An 18,716-nucleotide genomic window follows, 5' to 3' on the forward strand; every position below is an offset into this window, starting at 1 on the left:
ATCTATGAACTTATTCAAACTCCTGTTCTTCCTTTCCATCGTTTCAGTCAGTTGCAAAGGCAGCGATGATACCCCTGCGAATGACGACCCTAAACCCGTCGAAGAGGTTAAATACGACGAATCGCATTCCCTTTTCAAAAGTTACAAAGGCCTGGTCATGGCGGGTTACCAGGGTTGGTTCACGGCCGAAGGCGATGGTGCGGGCCGTGGCTGGCATCATTATCAGAAAGCCGGCAAGTTCGAGCCAGGCTTCGCTTCGATCGACTTCTGGCCTGATGTAACGGAATATTCCAAAACCTATAATACCGCATTCAAATACGCCAACGGCGAACCGGCCAAAGTGTACAGTCCTTACGACGAGGAGAGTGTGGACCTGCATTTCAACTGGATGAAAGAGCACGGTATCGACGGCGTATACATGCAGAGGTTTGTGTCGGAAGTAAAGGGAGAAAGCGGCAAGCGGCATTTCAACAAAGTGCTGGCCAATGCATTGAAAGCCGCTAAAAAATACGGCCGGGCAATCAGCATCATGTACGACCTCAGCGGCTCCACCTCGGCAGATATGGATTTCATCGCGAAGGACTGGGAAGAACTCCAACAGCAGTTCAAACTTTTCGACGGACAGGAAAATCCCACCTACCTGCGGCATAACGGCCGCCCGTTGCTCGCCATCTGGGGAGTGGGTTTCAACGACGGCCGCAAATACACCATTGCGGACATTCAAAAACTGATGGAAGAGGTAAAAGGCCCGACTAAAAAGGCCTCGATCCTGCTCGGCGTGCCGTACTACTGGCGTGAACTCGGTCGTGATACCGAAAATTCACCGCTGCTGCATACGGTCATCAAACAAGCCGACATCATCATGCCCTGGGCCGTCGGCCGCTACAATGCTTCTACCTACCTGAATGTAGCCGGTCCGAACTTGCCAGCCGATATTGCCTGGTGCAAAACGAACAAGATCGACTATGCGCCGTTGGTTTTCCCGGGGTTCAGCTGGGGTAACCTCAAAAACGACAAATCACTCTACAACCAGATTCCACGCAATAGAGGCGAGTTCCTCTGGCAACAGATCGCCGGCGCAAAAATGTCGGGAGCCGAGGCACTGTACGTCGCCATGTTCGACGAAGTCGACGAAGGCACCGCCATTTTCAAAACCAGGAAAGAAGGCGATACGCCGTTAAATGCGGATGGGAAATTTGTGGGTATTGAAACCGATCTGCCTTCGGACTACTATCTGTGGCTCGTGGGGCAGGGTGCGAATTGGTTTCATGGAAAAACTGGTTATGGAGTCACGAAACCGGCTCATAAGTAATTGAGTTTCGACGGAGAATTTATGCAAGCGGCACTTACATAAATTCTCCGTTTCATCCGATTCCGTCATTTTTCATTATGTTTAAACAAAATAGAGCCCCTAGGCACATTTGTTAAAACAAAATATATGAAAATTACACTTTCCCTGATCATTTCTTTCCTTTTGGCCGGAGCACAAATGCTGTGTTTTGCAGATGGAGAAAAAAAATCCAAAGCGCTTCCGCGCATTGCCATTGCCGGGCTTGGTATCGAGTCGAGCACGTTTTCACCGGCGCGAACGGAAGAACCTGCGTTTAAGGCCAAATATGGCGACCAGATATTTACCTCCTACCCTTTTATGGCGGCGGATTCCAGCTTGCGCAAACGCGCTGAATGGCTGCCGGCGCTTGTCGGCAAATCGCTGCCGGGCGGGATGGTGACGCGCGCCGCATATGAATCGCTGGTGAAGCAGACGCTCGAATTGTTGAAAAAGAATGGCCCCTACGACGGGCTATATTTCGATATTCACGGCGCGATGAGTGTCGAAGGGCTCGACGATCCCGAAGGCGACCTCATCACACGCATCCGCGAGGTAGTTGGCAAGAAAGTACTCATTTCGACTTGTATGGACTTGCACGGCAATGTGTCGTGGCGCCTGGCGCAGCATACCGACCTGATCACCTGCTACCGGATGGCGCCTCACGAGGATGCTATGGAATCCAAACGTCGAGCCGTCGCGAACCTGCTCTCCCGCCTCGAAAGTGGGAAAGGCAAGCCGGCTTACAAGGCGTGGATACCCGTGCCGATCCTGCTTCCAGGCGAAAAAACGAGTACCCGTATTGAGCCCGGAAAGTCGCTGTACGCCAAGGTAGCGCCCGCTTCGGCGCAGCCGGGTGTGATCGACGCGGCCATGTGGGTAGGCTACGCCTGGGCAGACGAGCCGCGTAACCATGCCGTGGTGATGGTCACCGGCGACGATAAGACCAAAGTGACGGAAAGCGCTGAAATGCTTGCGAAGGGCTTCTGGGATGTGCGTAAAGAATTCGCATTCGTGGCACCTACCGACGACCTCAAGGGCGCATTGAACAAGGCCCTCGCAAGTGACAGGCATCCGTTCTTTATCAGCGATTCGGGCGACAACCCTACCGCAGGCGGTGCGGGTGACGTTACTTGGACAATCACCGAAATCCTAAAACGTCCTGAATTCAAAGCGGAAAACGGCCCATCGCTCATTTATGCATCCATTCCCGGCCCCGAACTGGTAGAAGCCGCTGTGAAAGCGGGCGTCGGCGGTAAAATCGATGCATATGCGGGCGCGAAAGTGGATGCCCGTTTTGCGCCACCGATCCATCTGGTCGGTAAGGTGGAGGCGATCCATCACGGCGATGTCAATGCCGAAACCGAGGTGGTGGTGAAAGTAGGCAGCGTACTTGTGATCGTAACCAAAAAACGGAAACCGTACCACAAGGAAGCCGATTTTACCAGGCTTGGCCTGAACCCGCGCAAATCGGATATCGTAGTCGTAAAAATCGGCTACCTCGAACCCGAGCTCTACAATATGCGCGCCGACTGGATTTTATCGCTCACGCCCGGCGGCGTGGACCAAGATTTGGAGCGGTTGCCTTACAAACGCATTAAACGCCCGATGTTCCCCCTAGACAAGGATATGAAAGAGCCTGATTTAAAGGCCAGGCTGGTACCTTCGTCAGACACCATTTGAGGTTATCTAAAAAGCCTCGGCGGCTGTTCCTGTAAATGGACAGCCGCCGAGGCTGAATAAAATTTACACTCGCATTTACTCCGCCAATGCAAATGCCACGGCTGCATCGGAATGAATTTGTGTGGTGTCGAAAACGGGCACAGGCACGTCAGCCTGACTGATGATCATCGGAATTTCGGTACAGCCCAGGATAATCCCCTCGGCCCCCTGGCGAATCAGTTCATCGATAATCGCCAGATAGCCCTTTCGGGTCTCTTCCCTGATAATACCCTTCCCCAACTCGTCCCGCAGTGTATTTTGGATAAAATCACGGCTTTCCTGCGTAGCCGGAACGATGGGTTCAATACCGGAGCTGACTAGTTTGTCTTTGTAAAAATCCATTTCCATCGTGAACTTCGTGCCCAATAGCCCGACTTTTCGAAGACCTGCCGCTTTGATCGCAGCGGCAGTCTCGGTCACGATATGGATTATCGGAAGATTAATTTCAGTTTCCAAACGATCGGCAACTGCGTGGGCCGTGTTGGCACAAAGTACAATGGCTTCGGCTCCCGCCTTTTCGAGATTCTGGCAGGCATCCAGCAAAATATGGAAAGTATCATCCCACTTACCCGCCGTGTTGTTACTTACAAACGCATTGAAATTCACCGAGTAAATAATGCATTCGGCATAATTTAGCCCTCCCAACTTTGCATTTACGCCTTCATTGATAAAACGGTAATAATCAACGGTCGAGACCCAGCTCATACCGCCTACGAGACCTAATTTCTTCATTTTTAGTATTGGTGTAGATATAAACAAATACTCAGGCGTTATCACGGCCCGAAACGCGGCCAGTCACCCAGAGCAGGAATAATGCATTGAAAATCAGCGTGAGGGGGATAACTGATAAGTTCTTGAAAAACAATATGATCACCCATTCGGAAGACTTTTCGTCGATGATGTTATGAACTTTGAGTTTGTAATAAAGGCAGGTCTGGTAGGCCGCATAGTCGATCAGCAGGTTTATCACCCAGGCGATGAGCAGGTAAATGACAAAACTTGCGAGTAACGACCGCCATTCGGCCCGCAGGCGGACGCTTGCTTTTTGCCAGTGCTCTTTCCAGGCCTTGCCACTGGTGAGCATCAGTTTGATCCGGGAAAGTCCTTTCCTCAGATGCGTGAGCCCCAAAGCATACACGAACAGTAAGATTCTCGCGCATTCTACTACTACTTCCAGAGCAATGTGCGCACTAGAGGAGACCGGTCCGAATGCACCGAGCTGCACAATCCGGCCCATTGCCGCGACGAGTCCGAGGCCAAGCACGATGAGGTAATGGCTGCGAAAAAACAAGAGCGTCTCGCACAGCCACGCGAGGTTTTGAATGGTTTTGATGTTTTCTTTCATGGCGTTGATAGTTTTCGGTAAATTAAAAAATGCATCCCGAAAAAGCACCTATTTGTACGCCATTTTAAGTTTTTGAGAGAAACCGGAAGCTGTATTGTCGATAAATACCGTGTAGACGCCCTTGGGTTTACCCTCCATATTCACTTTCCAATCGCCATTCGAAACGATGTCCCGACTATAAACCAGGAGGCCGGAAGAGTGATAGATCCGCACTTCATCGCCTTTTGCAAGCCCTCCTATGGTGATCTGGCTGCCGCCCGGATTGGGAAAAATAAAGGATCGGTCGCGGATATTCCATGCGCCCGTCACGACGGAGCTGTATTGAAAGGTGCCGTCCGCGTCGATCATTTTCAGGCGATAGTAGCCCGTATCGTGCAATGGTTCGCCGTCCGCGAATGCATAAGAGTTCCCCGCGCCTTCACCATGCACGGTTCCCAGCGTAACGAAAGTGCGGCCGTCGCGGCTGCGCTGTATATCAAAATGCGAGAATTTACTTTCCTGTATGGTCTTCCAATGGATCAGGAAGCGGCTGTCGGTTTTGGTAAGTCTGACAAACAGCAATTTCACCGGAAGGGGATCCCCGGGGTTCGTAATTTTAGACAGTGTACCATTCAGAAATGATAACGTATAGAGCTCACCGGCCTGGTCCTCGCCAAAAGAGATCAGCGAGGGATAGGTAAGCCCGGCATCGGGCGTAGTGACTCCTAACGGATCCACATACCCGATTTTCCCGGCCGAATAGTCGCCGAAAAAGTAGTGGCCTTTCATCGACGGATACCGCGAGCCTCGGTACACAAAGCCCCCCATCACCGATGCGTCCTTGCCGCCATTGTTGGTATAGCCAGCGTATGTGAGTTTGGGCGCAATGTAGGTTGTCCCCGGCGCACAATGCGACGAATTGTAGGTTTGGGTACCTTCGAGGCAGTTCCAGCCGAAGTTTGAAAGGGGCCCGCCGAAAGGATAAGACAAATAGTTGATCTCTTCCCAACCATCCTGCCCGTTATCGCCGATCCACAGGTCGCCGGTCTGCCGGTCGAAACCGAACCGCCAGGGGTTTCTCAATCCGAGTGCAAATATCTTTCCCAAAGGATTATCGCCGGGCAAAGCCTCACTGGTATTAAGCCGCAGCAGCTTCCCAAAAAGTTTGCTCATATTCTGGGAATTATTGTTGGGGTCGCCGGGTACGCCGCGGGAGCCGGGGCCGTTATCACCTGTGGAGATGTACAGAAACCCGTCTTTGCCAAAGGCCATATCCCCGCCCCGGTGCCCGCCCAGGACATCTTCGTAAGGAATCGTCAGAATTTTCACCTCCGAGTTCGCATCCGCCAGATCGGCGTTGCCCGCCTGCCGCGAGAACCGCGAGATCTGGACTTCGGTTTTGCTTTTTACCACATACAGGACGTAGAAAAAGCCCGATACCTGATAATCAGGCGGGAATGCGATGCTGAATATCCCCGCCCAGTCGGGATCGTTGATTTTTGTCCCGATATCCAGGAATGGTTGTGAGATGACTGCACCGTTTTTGACGATTTTAATCTTTCCGCCGATCTCCGCCACGAAAAGACGTCCATCAGAAGCGTGGGTAACCTTCACAGGCCTGGTAAACCCGGATGTGACCGGTTCGATGGCGAGTTGAAGTTGTGCGAAATCGTCAGATACAGCCACGATCAGCAATAGAATAGTGCAGACGAGACTTTTCATGGGCGCAGGTTAGAGGAGCACTGTAAATATAACAAATAACTCCAGCCAATGCTACCGGCTCGACTTCATCGCCATCACGGTTTTCAGGTCGCTTTGTTCTGTGAAGTTCTGGTACTCCGGACTGTCGCACGCATACAGCGCGATTTTTCCATCCTGGTCGTTGTGAACGCCCCAGCCGTACCGTTTGGTCAAAGGTGAGCACCGCATACAAGCCTGGCCTTTTGAAAAGAACTGCTTCCGGGCCTCTTCCAGCTCGCTTTCGGTCAGATCCTTTCGCTCCGCAAAAACCTTGAACAACACATCGTCCGACGAGAATTTGTAGGGATTCTTGCTGATCATTTCATACTGGATACAGGCCACAGTTTTGGCATCGCCCTTCATCGGCGGTATTTCGCCGCCGGAAGCCGGGCAATCGTCGGCGACTTCGATGAAGGTGTTTTCGTAGTTGGTGGTATGTACTTTCATGACTGATCTTTTTTCGACGCAAAATAGTATCTGGGATGACAACGGTATGTCAGCAGATAAAGCTAAATGCCTAAAAACTTTGCCAGAAGGATTACGCCGCCATTTCTGCGGCCACCGGCAGGTTGCTCCGTTTCATATCCTTGTAAGCCCATTCCGCCATGGCGTTGATTACCGGTTCCAGCTCGCGACCGCCTTCCGTAAGCGTATAGGTAACGTAGGGCGGTACCACTGCTTTGGCTTCACGAATGAGCAACCGATCGTTTTCCAGCTGTTTCAAATGCTGGATAAGCATCTTTTCCGTAATGTGCGGCATAGCCTTCTTTATTTCGCTATAACGCTTGCTCCCCGCCAGAAGGTGAAACAGAATGATCGGTTTCCAGTGGCCGCCGATCTTGTTCATCACATACGTAACCGGGCATTCCTGCATTACGATCTCGCGGTTCGCATTATAGGTAGAATTTTCCTTAACTTTAGTCATACATACTCTCGGGTAAGTACTTGTCAAAAAGTAAGTACAAATATAGCTTTGTCCCATCAAAAAACAATTCGAAAAGACATGAAATACATCATCACAGGGTCACTCGGCAATATTAGTCTGCCTGTTACCCAAAATCTCGTAAAAGCTGGTCATGAAGTAGTGGTTATCAGCAACAATGCAAATAAAAAGGAGCAGATCGAAGGCCTGGGTGCAGAAGCCGCCATTGGCTCCGTACAGGACGTGGCATTCCTTGAATCGGCCTTTAAAGGTGGCGACGTTGCCTACCTGATGATCCCAAGCGACTTTTCACTGGCAGACTACGCTGCATTCCAGCGGGAAGTAGCCGACAAATATGTGCAAGCCATTCAATCGGCCGGCATCACGCGCATCGTGCTCCTGAGCAGCATAGGCGCACACCTGCGTAAAGGCGCGGGACCTATCGACGCACTGGGTTATCTGGAAGAAAAATTGGCTCAAATCCCGGGCTTACAAGTAAAAATCCTTCGCCCCTCCTATTTTTTCAATAATCTGTACGCGCAAATCGGCCTGATTAAAAACGCCGGCATTGCCGGCAGTAACTTCGGTGGTACCGAGGAAAAACTCGTGCTTACAGACACCGACGACATCGCCAAAGTGGCCACCGAGCAATTGCTCGCACCATTTACCGAAGCACAAACCATCATCTACATTTCCAGCGACGAGCGCCACCCTTCCGAAATCGCCGCGGTACTCGGCGCAGCCGTGGGCAAAGAAGGAACGCCATGGGTCACCTTTTCCGACGAAGATTCCTACAACGGCATGCTGCAAGCCGGCCTGAACGAAAGCTTCGCAGGCCTCTACCGCGACATGGGCCAGGCGCTGCAAAACGGCACAATGCAGGAAGATTACTGGAAAAACCGTGGGGAAATCAAGAGCAATTTTAAACTGGAAGATTTCGCGAAACGGTTTGCGGGGGCATATCAGGGATGATATTCAGGGCCGAAGGTCCGGCCCTTTTGCTATTGTGTTGCTAGGTAGCCTGTCATCGTCATAATTCGTGTCCTACCGATTTGTTCAAGTTCCAATAAATCCGAATCACCGGTGACGAGTACGTCGGCATTTGAATCGAGAGCCAGCGCAAGCAGGAAATCATCTTTTGGATCACGACATATATTGACCCTGGCTGTGACATTTACAAAAACAGCGACTTCGTGAATCGTGGAGAGAAGCTCTCCAACATTCCTGGTATCGAAAAAGCGCGCAAATTTAGGACGGCTGGCAACGCTCACAAACTCCTGAACGAGCTCTTCGCTGAAAATGAGGGTTACTTTTTGGGAAAACAACAACTCGTCCAGCTTCGCATTTCCGGAAATGAGGAAGCTGATCCAAAGGTTGGTATGAATAATAATTCTCTGGGGGTTATCCGGCATATCGCTTCGTCCTTTCTGATTCGACTTCGGCTGTAATTTCTTCAAGCGTCGGAGTTGAGTCAGAATTGGAACGAAGCTTTTTCAAAACGGAGGCAAAACCGCCTTCCCCTGGTTTTTGAATGGAAATCAATTCCATTTCTTCCAAGTCTTTGAGAAGCTTTGTCGCTTTGGGGTCCAAAATATTGATCAGAAGCGTGTCCATATCTCAAATTTACAAAAAAGATCACACTATTTCAGTCACCGGATCAAAACCGGGCTGCGATCAATATCCTCTTAAACGGATAAAAAACAGGCGCTTTCGGGAACTGCTGGCTCAGTAATACGCGGTAGTCGTCCCGGAAGCGCCTGGTTAATGGTTCGGGCAGGCGTTCGAGGTAAGGGATCAGTGCCGTGCCGGAGACCCAGGTCAGCAATGCGTTCACGTCGTTGAGCACAAGCGGGTATATTTTCTCTAAAACCTGCATGGATTTGCTGCCGTTTTCGAAGAGAAGCTCGGCATAGCGATCAATGTCGAGCACGGGCGATAACCGGTTCCAACCGGCGTAGACCGGCGCGTAAGGCCCCTGTGTGGCAAGTTCGTTGAGCAAGCGGTTGGTAATGTTGTGGTGCTGCGCCGGCATTTGTACCAATAGCTGTCCGCCGGGCTTTATTTTATTGATAATTTGAGGAAATAGCGCTTCATGATCCGGTACCCATTGCAAGGCTGCATTGGAAAATACGACATCCCACTGCTGTGGCTTGGTCAGCTGGTTTTCGATGGAGCTATTTTCAAACTTCAATGTACTCCCATTGCTTTGCTGCGAGCCCGCCAGCATTTCCGCCGACGAATCGACTCCGAGAACATTTGCGCCAGGTAATGCTTCGGCCAGTTTGGCCGTAAGCTCGCCTGTACCACAGCCAAGATCGACCACTTCTAAACCCGATTGCACGCTCAGCAATGCCAGCAGATCGTAAAAAGGTGCTGATCTTTCCGTTTTGAATTGATTATACGTCTCTGGATTCCAGGCCATTCGATGCTTTGTTTCAACCAGTTTTACCTTGTAAACCTAACAACCGATATTAGATTTACAAGGTAAAACATCGGTAAAACGGTCTTTTAAGCAATCCCCTCCCGCCGCTTCGCTTCGAGCTCGTTCGGCTCCTCCAATGCAAACGAACCCGTTTTGATTTCGCCATCAGGCACGTAGGTGGTAATAATCACACCCGTACCCGACACGGTGTGTTTGGTCAGTTTGAGATTTGAAGGCACGGTGCCATCAGCGAAAAGCTTTTTACCATGACCGATCACCAGCGGGAAGATCCAGATATTCATTTCGTCGATCAGGTTGTGACGCAGGAGCGTCTGGATGAAATCGCAGCTTCCGTGCACCTGCAAATCGATGCCGTCACTCGCTTTGAGCGCTTTGACCTGCGCGACAGTATCATCATTTAATAGTACGGTATTTTGCCAGGTGGCTTCTTTCAGGGTTTGGGTAGCCACATATTTAGTGCAGGCATTGAACTGGTCGGCAGTCGGGTCGTTTTCGATGAAAGGCCAGTGCGCCGCGAAAATATCGTAGGTCTTGCGGCCGAGCAGCAGGTCGTACGGCTGGCTCATCCCCTCGCCCATTACCTGCCCCATCACATCGTCCCAGTAGTGGAACGACCACCCACCGAACTCGAAGCCGCCTGCGCGGTCTTCCTCCGGACCACCCGGCGCCTGTATAATGCCATCTAATGTTACGAATGTGTTGGTGATGATCTTTCTCATGATTTCCGAAAAGTTAATGGTTGGTTAGTTTTTGATTTCGTTAATGCAAATTTAGAGCAGCCAACGCATTCGAAGCGGGTGTCGGAACGTCTTTGAAAAGGGTCATTTGCGACAAGTTTTTAAATCGTCGCCACAAAAAAAATTGCCGGTCTTTCAACCGGCAATCCCAATCTATATAGCGTATGTGATTATTGTTGCTTACGTTTTTTGACACTGTGGTCAACAATTGCTCCGGTACCTGCACCCACGCCGGCACCGATCACGGTACCGATCAATGCACCCTCGACTCGCTTCTTATTCACGATCGCCCCGGTGATGGCCCCTGTACCTGCTCCTACCAGTGCCCCTTTGGCGGTGTGGCTCCATTTCTTTTTAGCGGGAGCTGCCTGCGCAGGAGCGCTTGCAACGGCCTGGGTGTGGTGTGTTGCCTCATTTTTCTCGATTTCTTCCCACTTTTGCGCTTCTTCTCGTTGCGCTTGCAGGGCACTCATCGAATCTATAATAGCCTGCTTTTCCATGGCTACGCGCATGGAATCGATGGTTTTTTGTTGTTGTTTCAAGAGTGCTTCCTGCTTGTCTGACTGCGTGTTACAGGCTACCATCACTGAGGCAGCAAATAACATCGAAATAACAGCTTTCATCTTTGGTGTTTGGATGGTTATACCGGTTATTAAGCCAAAAGTGTGCCAAACCTGCCATTTCCGGCCGATAATTCACACATCGGGGCACACGCCTACCGCTAAATAACAAACGATTGAGTAGATCGGGGATAGTCGCTAACTTGTAGAACTACCTTGACTCTTAGACAACCACCTCTTATGGAAGGCATTATCAACGACAACCTCGATCAACAGTCGCAACGGTCCGGCCCGAACGGCCCGCGGCCTTTTTTTACGAGGGGCACCAAAGTAAATATCATCAGTGCCGAGCACGATGGCCGCACATTGTGGTACATTACCAGCGACGGAACGAAGGTCATCGGCAATAAAGTCGAGCTGGATGCCTATTCGGGCCTTTCGGCAAATGACAAATCGCATTTTTTCATTTGCTACCGCGCGCAAAATGCAGGTATCCCGATTATCGATATGGCCGACGCGCCCGACAAGCTTTTCTTTGCGAACCTCCCTCCTGCGCCTAATCTGCCGTTCCGGGTTACAGAGTTGTTCCCCGAGGTATGGGCTACCGGTGTGACGCAGGCCGTGAGCCGGTTGCCGGAGTCCCGCAAGCACGTTTTTGTTTACATACACGGGTTTGACTGGGAACCGGGTCTCAAACTGGAACTGGTACCCCAATTCGTACAAAGCTACCTGGCCCACCCCGCAAACAGCGTGGCCAATGTGCTCTACTTCGGCTGGCCGTCATACGGATGGCGTAAGAAGGCCGACGACCGCTCGATCGGCTATGGCGAGCAGTTCACCCGGAATGGATTGTTTGAATACTTTGAAGTGCTCTCCCGAAAACTGAAAGAAGCGGGTAAAACGCTCAACCTGGTCGTTCATTCATTCGGACACCAGCTGCTGAACGGCATGATCAATCCCGGCGAAGGCCACAGCATTCCGACCGGCATTTTCGAAAACATATTTCTCATGGCCCCCGACGTGACTTACCTGGCCGTACAGCAGGGAGGCGTACAGTTGAGAAACATGCGGAGGAAATTCAAAGGCCCGCATTTTCATTACAATTACACACCGTTGAAGCAGCTTGCCAAGCACGTCGACATTTACTACGACCCGAGCGATTACCTTTTGTACGTGAGTTCCAAACAGTTTAACCTCAATGAAAATACCGCTGCTTTCGATCCCCGCCCCGATGCCGACGGCCTTACTACCGACTTCCGCAACCTGGGCAGCTACGGCGACGAGATCTTCAAAAAAGACCCGACCCTGAAACTCGAAGAAGGCTTCAATTTCTATAACGTGCTGGATATCATCAAACAGGACACCAGCCCGAAAGCAGACCCGCTCTTTTACGGCTTCCTCGACAACGACGACGAAGGCATGACGAAAGCAAGGAATGGCGATTACAGCGGCATCAACCTCCTCAAAACATTCTGGGAAAAGGACTTCCTGATGAAGCACCATGCATACCTGTTCAGTTGCCGGCCCGTGGTGGCGCACGTGTTACAGCGCCTTGCGGGCGTGCCCGCGCAACCGCTTGTGCCTGAGGAGGAAGCGCCTATTGTGTAGAGGGAGTTAAAAAACAGCAAGAGCAAATTTTATGTCACGCTGAGCGAAGTCGAAGCGCGGTACGGTACCGCGCTTCGACCGCCGGGCGGACCGGTTCGCTCAGCGTGACATGGCTTAGATCGCTTGAAAAATACGGCCCGACTACCAACCAAGTTTCACACATTTTGGTCTTCGAACTACCTCACATTCCCCAACTTAGAGCTATGAAGACTTTTTTCTCAACTCTTGCCCTTTTGGTCGTTCTGGCTTGCAAAAAAGACCAACCCACCCCGATGGCCTTCGATGATTTCTCGTTTGTGGCACCTTCCAGCTGGAAAAAATTCGAAGCGCAGGGCTACGATTCCAAAGTAGGCGGCATTACCAATGGAAAGGATACCCTCAGATACGACATGGGCATGTATTCCTATTCATTTACGAAGGAGACCAACGCTACCCACTACCGCACTGAAACCGTGCAGAATGGCTATAAAACACTCACAGTATGGCCCAAAAAGACTGGGCAGGGATTGATAGGGATTTACATTAAAGTCGATGATTTAAGAAAGCTCAGCATTTACGGAAGGAGTAAAGATGAAGATGAGGTTTTGAAAATACTGGCGTCGGTGAAGATACTTTGATAGTCTTCAATGTCAGCGCTAATTCAAAAAACGCACCATTCGAGGCGCCGCCTTTAAATATTGACCCATCGTATGTAGCAATAACCGATTCCGGTGCAAGCTAAACAGATCTTCCGAGGTAAAAAACCATCCCTGATTTGTAACCGTCGAATGTCTTGTTTAATTTGGGCAGCCCGTCCTGCCGGACGTTTTTCCCAAACGTACACCTGTTCTCTTTATATGAAGTACTTATACGCGTTACTTTTGATGGCGCTTCTTGGGAGTTGCAATAACCCTCCCGAGGTCGAACCCGACCCAATCCTCACTTTAGTCACTTATCCGAATCCCGCCGGTAAGCGCATCGCATTCCATGTAGAAAACGACGAACGGGCTGCGTTCACTTTACAGATTTACGATCCAAAAGGGAAAATGGTATTCGAATGGCAAGTTCCTGAGGGAGATGCTACCCAGGGCTTTAACCTCGACCCAACCGAATTTGGAACCGGCGCATTTCACGCAGTGCTTCGCAAGAATGGTTCAGTGTACACCAAAAAATTCATGGTAATATGACAGTGCGGATCATGATATGGGCATCGGCGTTGCTCTTTGCCCTCCAAGTAAATGCGCAGCAAGCCGCTAATGAATGGTTCCTGAACGCAAATATCAATATACACATTCCGGGTGGCGGTTCTCAGAAATCCGTCTACCCCGTTCTCGGATACAACAAAAATACCGACCCGAAATTCCTGCTGGGCGGTGTGGGCGTGGGCGTTTTCATGCTCCGACCGATCGCCTCCGATTTCCACCTGAAAGCACATGGATATCTCTCCAAAATAAGCTATTGGGATGATCCGATCGAAATGAAAAGTGCTGTTGGAGAAAATACCGGCATTTACCAGGCGGGCGGTTCCGATTACGTGGCGGGCGTTAATGGCCTTGTCCACTATCACTTGGCCGATCGCATTTCCGTGGGTGCGGGCGTAGGCGCACAGGTTCTCATCGCTTCATTCTCCCGGACTCCCGGCATTTACGGCTATGGCCTGCCAGCCGAAAAATCTTCTATCACAAATCATCATTACAAGAGAATAGTCCCTGTTATCCCGGTCGAATTATCCTATCGGTTTCCCAGAGTCGTACTCAATCTTCGCTATGACATCGGGCCACTCAACCGGATTCGCGGCGAACTGGCGAAGGCCAAAAACGAAAAGTACGACGTGTTGTCCCTGGAAGTCGGCTTTAAATTGAATTAATGGACAGGCACTGAGCCGCAACCCTTACATTTCTACGTCCAAAAGCGCCATTTGGGAGGAAGATTTAACATCGGGAGAGTTGTAAAATAGCGGTGGAACTCTAAATTTGACCTGTCTAAAAACAAACAAATCATGAAAACGAAGTTCACCTTTTTGCTCCTGTTCGCGGCCTCGCTTTGCATGGCCCAGCTTCCTAAACCCGATGAAATCCCGACCTCCAAAGGTCCGCTCAAAATCCAGCCGCTCAACCACGCCACGCTGGCGCTTACCTGGAACGGCAAAACCATCTACGCCGACCCTTATCAGGCGCCTAAAACGTTCGTAGGGATCGCCAAACCCGACCTGATCGTGATCACCGACATCCACGGCGACCACTTCGACCCGGCCTCCCTCGACGCCCTCGACCTGACGAACACCGTCATCGTGGCCCCGCAAGCCGTAGTCGATAAAATGTCCGACGCATTGAAAGCAAAAACGACCGTCCTCGCCAACGGCGCCACCACCGAAAAGCTCGGCATCAGCATCACCGCTATCCCGATGTACAACCTCCCCGAAACCGCCGACTCGCGCCACACCAAAGGCCGCGGCAACGGCTACGTCCTCAAACTGGGCGGCAAATCGGTCTTCCTCAGCGGCGACACCTCCGGCATTCCGGAGATCAAGGCATTGAAAAACATCGATGTGGCGTTTGTGTGCATGAATTTGCCTTATACGATGGATATTAACGAGGCTGCGGCTACTGTGCTGGCGTTTAAGCCGAAGGTGGTTTATCCTTATCACTATCGCGGGCAGAATGGGTTTAGTGATACGGAGGCGTTTAAGAAATTGGTGAATGGGAAGGATGGTAAGATTGATGTGCGGGTTAGGGATTGGTATACGGTGAAATAGCATTTTCCCTTTGATAATGCATTGGAATCCCTTCGAGTTGTCGGAGGGATTTTTTGTTGGTATATATTACCAATTTTTGGTACTTTTAAATCGCCGCCATCTCAACAGAATAGATCATGACAAAGAACACATCCATCTCCATCGGCCCTCATTTTGATACATTTATCCAAAACCAAATCGAAACCGGGCGTTATGCGTCCACAAGCGAGGTAGTAAGGGCCGGCTTGCGCTTGCTGGAAAAAGAAGAAGAAAAATTGAAGCTATTAAGACAGGCATTGGTAGAAGGTGAACAAAGTGGCTGGATTGAAGACTTTAATCCAGAGGAATTTAAAGCTAGAATGCGAGGTAACACAAAATCTTAATGGGATCATACCGCCTGGCTCGTCGGGCCGAAACAGACTTACAGGACATTTGGGATTACACGGAATCCACCTGGTCAACCGAGCAGGCGGAGAAATATCTGGATGGACTGTTCAGCCGCTTCCAAGCCATCGCCGATGGCAGAGCCAAAGCCATATCAATTGACGCGATTCGTGTAGGATATCGTAAAACTCTTTTTGTTAAGCACAACATCTTCTTTCGAAAGACTGCCAATGGTGTCATCGAAATTGTCCGCGTTCTTCATGTAAGCATGGACGTGGACTTACATATTTGACTTACGAATTCCGAAATGGCCTCTTACTTCCCAACAAACGACGCCAGCATCTTCTCCGCAGCCTCCTGGTAACGCTCAAACTTCGATATCTCGCTGGTGAAAGTCGCCAGATAGGCCATGTCATTCTTAATAAAGCAAATAGCCGAAACTTTCAATTTAAATATCCCCGGTGAAAATTCATATGACAGCCGATATTCCTCGCGCCCACTGCTATTCTCTACCTTCGACTCCAACAATTTGCCCTCGCTGAACATCACCTTGATCTGCTGCTCCGATATTTCTTTATATTTCTGAATGTCAATAGGCTGCCCGCCAAGACTCTGGACCATCACATTCAGGTTATCGCTAAATTTATCATCGGGACCATCCGCCGGCGAGAAGAAAAACACCTTCGAATTCATGGTGCCGGACGTGTCAATGCGCCACGTCGAAGGATATGAAATTTTGAAATCGTTTTTGGAAAACTTTTTAAAATCATCAACGACTACCGACTGCCCGTTTACAGAAAAAATGGTCAAGCAGAAAAGAAGAGGCAGCAGAAGTTTCATCATGTCGTACATTGTTTTACGCATAATAGCACAAAAAATTGATTCCGCTCCATTTTTGGCCGTAAACTCAACCTACCTCCTCTTCGCGCGTACGGGCTCCGGCTCTTCCACCGGGTTGAGGGTAATCTCTAATCTGTTGCCTAAGCATCTCACCGTCACTTCATCTCCGCATTCGAAGCCCGCTTCTTGCAGCCATCTACCGCAGAGGCGGATTTCGGGCATGCGGGCGTATTTGTATGCGCGCGGGAGGTATTTGTGGTAGACGGTCAGGCGGCGTTCGGTGGGGGCCGGAGATTGTTTTCTGTGTGGCATAGTTTGTAATGTTTACCTAGCAATATTAACACGAACCAAATTAAAAGCGAAACGAAACAGACCAATAACACCCTATAAAACAATCATTTACAATCAATCAATATGACACAATCTGCTAATTAATTTACACGAAATGCTAAATAATTATAGTTTTGTGTAAAGCCCGACGTTCGGAAAAATATTTTCGTTCCTATGATTTTTTTGAAATGTATGGAGACCCGAAGCAGGTTTACCGCTAAATAATTAGCTGGTGCCATCAGCGGTGACAAGAAGTAGACACGAAGCCATCCTGACTTAAAACATATTAACAACCTCCTCCACTTCATGGCAGACAAAGCATACATCACACCTATCGTATTTAGATGGGCCCGCGAATCCGCGAAAATGACTTCGGAGATAGCGGCATCAAAAGTCAATGTTACTGTCGAGAGATTGCTGGAATGGGAAGCAGGAACGACTCAACCGACAATAAAACAGGCACAAATGCTTGCAAAAGCTTATAAAAGGCCGTTCGCTCTGTTCTTTCTTCCTGATATCCCGCGGGACTTTCAACCGTTGCAGGACTTCCGCAGAAGCGATTCCAAAGCACTTAGTACCGGCTCCGTTTTCATGATTCGTGAAATTCAGCAAAAACAGGCCTGGATAAGCGAAACTAATCAGGAAAACCGGGAACAGAAATTTCCGTTTGTAGGACGTTTTACCGTCAACGACAACCCGGAAGACGTCGCGGAGGACATTCTGAACACGCTTGACATTTCTCCGGGCAAATACCCCAATGGAAATGCAGTTAAAGAATGGATAGAGAAGGCAGAAGCAAAAGGCATTTTCGTTTCAAGAACCAGTTTCGTAAACTCCCATTTAACATTAGATAGCGACGAACTTCAAGGATTTGCCATCGCCGATCCTTTCGCACCCTTCGTGTTTATCAATTCCGAAGATTGGGCTGCGCCGCAACTCTTCACGCTTGTTCACGAGCTTGCACACATCTGGATTGCTGCCAGTGGAATTTCCGCTGACATTGATCCCGGCTTCCGGAAGATTGACAGGCTTCATCCTGTCGAACTGTTCTGCAATGAAGTAGCTGCAAATGCACTGATTCCGAAACACATGCTATTGCAATTGGGCAGTAGCATTTATCAAACGGCATCTCAAATTTTTGCCGTCGCAAAGACGTTCGGCGTCAGTTCTTTTGCATTGCTCGTACGCGCATTGAATTTGAACCTGATTTCGATCGCCCAGTACAAAAATCTAAAAGCAGCGGCAGACGCCGAATTTAAGGCCTTCCTCATCAGGGAGGAAGAGAAAAAAGCCAAACAAAAGGAAAGCACTGGCGGGCCTAGCTATTACCTGTTACAAATTCAAAAAAACAGCCGATTATTTACTCAAACAGTTCTGGATGCATTTCATGGCGGCAGCCTTGAACCCACCCAGGCAAGCTCGCTACTCAACGTGAAAATCAATCACTTTCACAACCTGGAAGCCCAGCTATACAAATGAGTAACGCAATCAAAAAGTACTGCCTGGACGCCAACGTGCTGATTCAGGCTTGGAACTCCTATTATTCGCCGAAGTTTTGTCCTAGTTATTGGGAAGTGTTGAATGAGTTGGGAAGTGCTGGGAGAATTTTCATTCCGGAAGCGGTTTATGAAGAAATTACTCGGACCGATGACGACCTATGCGAATGGCTTAAACAAAGTCGGATCGACATCAAAGAAATAACTGGGGAAGTAGCCCAATGTCTCCGTAACATTTACGCCGCAAACCCTACTCATATCACCCTTGTAGACAACTTAAAAGGAAGATCACTAGCCGATCCCTGGGTGATTGCGCATGCAATGCACGAACGCGCTACTGTGGTGACTAAGGAGGAGAAGGTTACCGCGTTGAATGCTAATCGGATTAAGATTCCCAATGTTTGTGAGAATATGGGGATTGAGTGGATGAATGATTTTGGGATGATTCAGGAAGTCAGTGTAAAATTTTCTTGTTCGCTAGTTTGACGATCGCAAAACGTGTAAGAAAATTGACGACAATCGCAATCTTCCTGATTTTCCTTTCTTGGAAATGAGGCTTGATTAGAGGCA

The 18,716-nt window shown here is 49.7% G+C and carries 24 protein-coding genes; 12 read left to right on the plus strand and 12 right to left on the minus strand.

Annotation, left to right across the window (positions count from 1 at the left end; translation table 11 throughout):
* Positions 1-4 precede the first annotated feature (4 nt).
* Both IEY24_RS08395 and IEY24_RS08400 read left to right on the plus strand, forming a co-directional pair.
* Positions 5-1,312 carry a glycoside hydrolase family 99 protein gene (locus tag IEY24_RS08395; protein WP_188930536.1) on the plus strand — a complete coding sequence of 436 codons (1,308 nt, stop codon included), beginning with the start codon at positions 5-7 and terminating at the stop codon, positions 1,310-1,312.
* Between the two features lie 126 nt (positions 1,313-1,438).
* Positions 1,439-3,010: a M81 family metallopeptidase gene (locus tag IEY24_RS08400; RefSeq protein WP_188930538.1), complete on the plus strand. Its 1,572-nt coding sequence runs from the start codon at positions 1,439-1,441 to the stop codon at positions 3,008-3,010.
* Between the two features lie 75 nt (positions 3,011-3,085).
* On the opposite strand, the gene IEY24_RS08405 is transcribed toward IEY24_RS08400, so the two are convergent.
* The 5 genes from IEY24_RS08405 to IEY24_RS08425 all read right to left on the minus strand — a co-directional run bounded on the left by IEY24_RS08405 (position 3,086) and on the right by IEY24_RS08425 (position 7,038).
* Complete coding sequence (locus IEY24_RS08405; protein ID WP_188930540.1) at positions 3,086-3,781, minus strand: aspartate/glutamate racemase family protein; 696 nt, start codon at positions 3,779-3,781, stop codon at positions 3,086-3,088.
* Positions 3,782-3,812: 31 nt separating this feature from the next.
* Positions 3,813-4,394, minus strand: coding sequence for a hypothetical protein (locus tag IEY24_RS08410; RefSeq protein ID WP_188930542.1), 582 nt, complete (start codon positions 4,392-4,394; stop codon positions 3,813-3,815).
* Positions 4,395-4,442: 48 nt separating this feature from the next.
* The gene (locus IEY24_RS08415; RefSeq protein WP_188930544.1) at positions 4,443-6,095 is read right to left on the minus strand and encodes a PQQ-dependent sugar dehydrogenase; all 1,653 of its coding nucleotides are present in this window, start codon (positions 6,093-6,095) and stop codon (positions 4,443-4,445) included.
* Between the two features lie 51 nt (positions 6,096-6,146).
* Positions 6,147-6,560 carry a DUF6157 family protein gene (locus IEY24_RS08420; protein WP_188930546.1) on the minus strand — a complete coding sequence of 138 codons (414 nt, stop codon included), beginning with the start codon at positions 6,558-6,560 and terminating at the stop codon, positions 6,147-6,149.
* A gap of 91 nt (positions 6,561-6,651) precedes the next feature.
* The gene (locus IEY24_RS08425) at positions 6,652-7,038 is read right to left on the minus strand and encodes a winged helix-turn-helix transcriptional regulator (protein ID WP_188930548.1); all 387 of its coding nucleotides are present in this window, start codon (positions 7,036-7,038) and stop codon (positions 6,652-6,654) included.
* 78 nt (positions 7,039-7,116) lie between these two features.
* On the opposite strand from IEY24_RS08425, the gene IEY24_RS08430 reads away from it, so the two are divergent.
* Entirely contained in the window at positions 7,117-8,007 is an 891-nt protein-coding gene (locus IEY24_RS08430) for an SDR family oxidoreductase (RefSeq protein WP_188930550.1), read from the plus strand.
* A gap of 29 nt (positions 8,008-8,036) precedes the next feature.
* Here the strand turns inward: IEY24_RS08430 and IEY24_RS08435 are convergent, their stop codons facing one another.
* The 5 genes from IEY24_RS08435 to IEY24_RS08455 form a co-directional block, all read right to left on the minus strand.
* Positions 8,037-8,492, minus strand: coding sequence for a putative toxin-antitoxin system toxin component, PIN family (locus tag IEY24_RS08435; RefSeq protein WP_229221634.1), 456 nt, complete (start codon positions 8,490-8,492; stop codon positions 8,037-8,039).
* A complete protein-coding gene (locus IEY24_RS08440; protein ID WP_188930551.1) occupies positions 8,437-8,649 on the minus strand; it encodes a hypothetical protein in 213 nt (70 codons plus the stop codon). Before IEY24_RS08440 ends, IEY24_RS08435 begins: the two co-directional genes overlap by 56 nt.
* A gap of 43 nt (positions 8,650-8,692) precedes the next feature.
* A complete protein-coding gene (locus tag IEY24_RS08445) occupies positions 8,693-9,457 on the minus strand; it encodes a methyltransferase domain-containing protein (RefSeq protein ID WP_188930554.1) in 765 nt (254 codons plus the stop codon).
* Positions 9,458-9,543: 86 nt separating this feature from the next.
* On the minus strand, positions 9,544-10,197 hold the full coding sequence (locus IEY24_RS08450) for a dihydrofolate reductase family protein (RefSeq protein ID WP_188930555.1): 654 nt from the start codon (positions 10,195-10,197) through the stop codon (positions 9,544-9,546).
* A gap of 188 nt (positions 10,198-10,385) precedes the next feature.
* Positions 10,386-10,757, minus strand: coding sequence for a glycine zipper family protein (locus IEY24_RS08455; protein WP_229221636.1), 372 nt, complete (start codon positions 10,755-10,757; stop codon positions 10,386-10,388).
* 258 nt (positions 10,758-11,015) lie between these two features.
* On the opposite strand from IEY24_RS08455, the gene IEY24_RS08460 reads away from it, so the two are divergent.
* The 7 genes from IEY24_RS08460 (at position 11,016) to IEY24_RS08490 (ending at position 15,772) form a co-directional block, all read left to right on the plus strand.
* Positions 11,016-12,383, plus strand: coding sequence for an alpha/beta hydrolase (locus IEY24_RS08460; RefSeq protein ID WP_188930559.1), 1,368 nt, complete (start codon positions 11,016-11,018; stop codon positions 12,381-12,383).
* Between the two features lie 203 nt (positions 12,384-12,586).
* A complete protein-coding gene (locus tag IEY24_RS08465) occupies positions 12,587-13,000 on the plus strand; it encodes a hypothetical protein (protein ID WP_188930561.1) in 414 nt (137 codons plus the stop codon).
* 219 nt (positions 13,001-13,219) lie between these two features.
* Positions 13,220-13,549 carry a T9SS type A sorting domain-containing protein gene (locus IEY24_RS08470; protein ID WP_188930563.1) on the plus strand — a complete coding sequence of 110 codons (330 nt, stop codon included), beginning with the start codon at positions 13,220-13,222 and terminating at the stop codon, positions 13,547-13,549.
* Positions 13,546-14,229: a hypothetical protein gene (locus IEY24_RS08475; RefSeq protein ID WP_188930565.1), complete on the plus strand. Its 684-nt coding sequence runs from the start codon at positions 13,546-13,548 to the stop codon at positions 14,227-14,229. Before IEY24_RS08470 ends, IEY24_RS08475 begins: the two co-directional genes overlap by 4 nt.
* Positions 14,230-14,361: 132 nt before the next feature.
* Positions 14,362-15,117: an MBL fold metallo-hydrolase gene (locus IEY24_RS08480; protein ID WP_188930567.1), complete on the plus strand. Its 756-nt coding sequence runs from the start codon at positions 14,362-14,364 to the stop codon at positions 15,115-15,117.
* Positions 15,118-15,233: 116 nt separating this feature from the next.
* The gene (locus IEY24_RS08485; RefSeq protein ID WP_188930569.1) at positions 15,234-15,479 is read left to right on the plus strand and encodes a type II toxin-antitoxin system ParD family antitoxin; all 246 of its coding nucleotides are present in this window, start codon (positions 15,234-15,236) and stop codon (positions 15,477-15,479) included.
* Positions 15,479-15,772, plus strand: a complete 294-nt coding sequence (locus IEY24_RS08490; RefSeq protein ID WP_188930571.1) for a type II toxin-antitoxin system RelE/ParE family toxin — start codon at positions 15,479-15,481, stop codon at positions 15,770-15,772. Before IEY24_RS08485 ends, IEY24_RS08490 begins: the two co-directional genes overlap by 1 nt.
* A gap of 23 nt (positions 15,773-15,795) precedes the next feature.
* On the opposite strand, the gene IEY24_RS08495 is transcribed toward IEY24_RS08490, so the two are convergent.
* Both IEY24_RS08495 and IEY24_RS08500 read right to left on the minus strand, forming a co-directional pair.
* Positions 15,796-16,323: a PsbP-related protein gene (locus tag IEY24_RS08495; protein WP_188930573.1), complete on the minus strand. Its 528-nt coding sequence runs from the start codon at positions 16,321-16,323 to the stop codon at positions 15,796-15,798.
* A 69-nt stretch (positions 16,324-16,392) separates the two neighbouring features.
* Positions 16,393-16,632 carry a SymE family type I addiction module toxin gene (locus IEY24_RS08500; RefSeq protein ID WP_188930579.1) on the minus strand — a complete coding sequence of 80 codons (240 nt, stop codon included), beginning with the start codon at positions 16,630-16,632 and terminating at the stop codon, positions 16,393-16,395.
* A 324-nt stretch (positions 16,633-16,956) separates the two neighbouring features.
* Here IEY24_RS08500 and IEY24_RS08505 point away from each other — a divergent pair, with 324 nt between their 5' ends.
* Together IEY24_RS08505 and IEY24_RS08510 are read left to right on the plus strand one after the other, a co-directional pair.
* A complete protein-coding gene (locus IEY24_RS08505; RefSeq protein WP_188930589.1) occupies positions 16,957-18,129 on the plus strand; it encodes an XRE family transcriptional regulator in 1,173 nt (390 codons plus the stop codon).
* Entirely contained in the window at positions 18,126-18,632 is a 507-nt protein-coding gene (locus tag IEY24_RS08510; protein WP_188930591.1) for a DUF4411 family protein, read from the plus strand. Before IEY24_RS08505 ends, IEY24_RS08510 begins: the two co-directional genes overlap by 4 nt.
* The last annotated feature ends 84 nt before the right edge of the window (positions 18,633-18,716 follow it).

The organism is Dyadobacter endophyticus, from assembly GCF_014641595.1.
Classification (GTDB): domain Bacteria; phylum Bacteroidota; class Bacteroidia; order Cytophagales; family Spirosomataceae; genus Dyadobacter; species Dyadobacter endophyticus.

Excerpts from the sequence above, each read along its gene's own strand:
- IEY24_RS08465 (WP_188930561.1), top strand. The coding sequence starts at position 12,587 with ATGAAGACTTTTTTCTCAACTCTTGCCCTTTTGGTCGTTCTGGCTTGC.
- IEY24_RS08470 (WP_188930563.1), top strand. The coding sequence starts at position 13,220 with ATGAAGTACTTATACGCGTTACTTTTGATGGCGCTTCTTGGGAGTTGC.
- IEY24_RS08480 (WP_188930567.1), top strand. The coding sequence starts at position 14,362 with ATGAAAACGAAGTTCACCTTTTTGCTCCTGTTCGCGGCCTCGCTTTGC.
- IEY24_RS08395 (WP_188930536.1), top strand. The coding sequence starts at position 5 with ATGAACTTATTCAAACTCCTGTTCTTCCTTTCCATCGTTTCAGTCAGT.
- IEY24_RS08415 (WP_188930544.1), bottom strand. The coding sequence starts at position 6,095 with ATGAAAAGTCTCGTCTGCACTATTCTATTGCTGATCGTGGCTGTATCT.
- IEY24_RS08500 (WP_188930579.1), bottom strand. The coding sequence starts at position 16,632 with ATGCCACACAGAAAACAATCTCCGGCCCCCACCGAACGCCGCCTGACC.
- IEY24_RS08405 (WP_188930540.1), bottom strand. The coding sequence starts at position 3,781 with ATGAAGAAATTAGGTCTCGTAGGCGGTATGAGCTGGGTCTCGACCGTT.
- IEY24_RS08490 (WP_188930571.1), top strand. The coding sequence starts at position 15,479 with ATGGGATCATACCGCCTGGCTCGTCGGGCCGAAACAGACTTACAGGAC.
- IEY24_RS08450 (WP_188930555.1), bottom strand. The coding sequence starts at position 10,197 with ATGAGAAAGATCATCACCAACACATTCGTAACATTAGATGGCATTATA.
- IEY24_RS08440 (WP_188930551.1), bottom strand. The coding sequence starts at position 8,649 with ATGGACACGCTTCTGATCAATATTTTGGACCCCAAAGCGACAAAGCTT.
- IEY24_RS08425 (WP_188930548.1), bottom strand. The coding sequence starts at position 7,038 with ATGACTAAAGTTAAGGAAAATTCTACCTATAATGCGAACCGCGAGATC.
- IEY24_RS08460 (WP_188930559.1), top strand. The coding sequence starts at position 11,016 with ATGGAAGGCATTATCAACGACAACCTCGATCAACAGTCGCAACGGTCC.
- IEY24_RS08495 (WP_188930573.1), bottom strand. The coding sequence starts at position 16,323 with ATGATGAAACTTCTGCTGCCTCTTCTTTTCTGCTTGACCATTTTTTCT.
- IEY24_RS08475 (WP_188930565.1), top strand. The coding sequence starts at position 13,546 with ATGACAGTGCGGATCATGATATGGGCATCGGCGTTGCTCTTTGCCCTC.
- IEY24_RS08410 (WP_188930542.1), bottom strand. The coding sequence starts at position 4,394 with ATGAAAGAAAACATCAAAACCATTCAAAACCTCGCGTGGCTGTGCGAG.
- IEY24_RS08505 (WP_188930589.1), top strand. The coding sequence starts at position 16,957 with ATGGCAGACAAAGCATACATCACACCTATCGTATTTAGATGGGCCCGC.
- IEY24_RS08420 (WP_188930546.1), bottom strand. The coding sequence starts at position 6,560 with ATGAAAGTACATACCACCAACTACGAAAACACCTTCATCGAAGTCGCC.
- IEY24_RS08430 (WP_188930550.1), top strand. The coding sequence starts at position 7,117 with ATGAAATACATCATCACAGGGTCACTCGGCAATATTAGTCTGCCTGTT.
- IEY24_RS08400 (WP_188930538.1), top strand. The coding sequence starts at position 1,439 with ATGAAAATTACACTTTCCCTGATCATTTCTTTCCTTTTGGCCGGAGCA.
- IEY24_RS08485 (WP_188930569.1), top strand. The coding sequence starts at position 15,234 with ATGACAAAGAACACATCCATCTCCATCGGCCCTCATTTTGATACATTT.
- IEY24_RS08510 (WP_188930591.1), top strand. The coding sequence starts at position 18,126 with ATGAGTAACGCAATCAAAAAGTACTGCCTGGACGCCAACGTGCTGATT.
- IEY24_RS08445 (WP_188930554.1), bottom strand. The coding sequence starts at position 9,457 with ATGGCCTGGAATCCAGAGACGTATAATCAATTCAAAACGGAAAGATCA.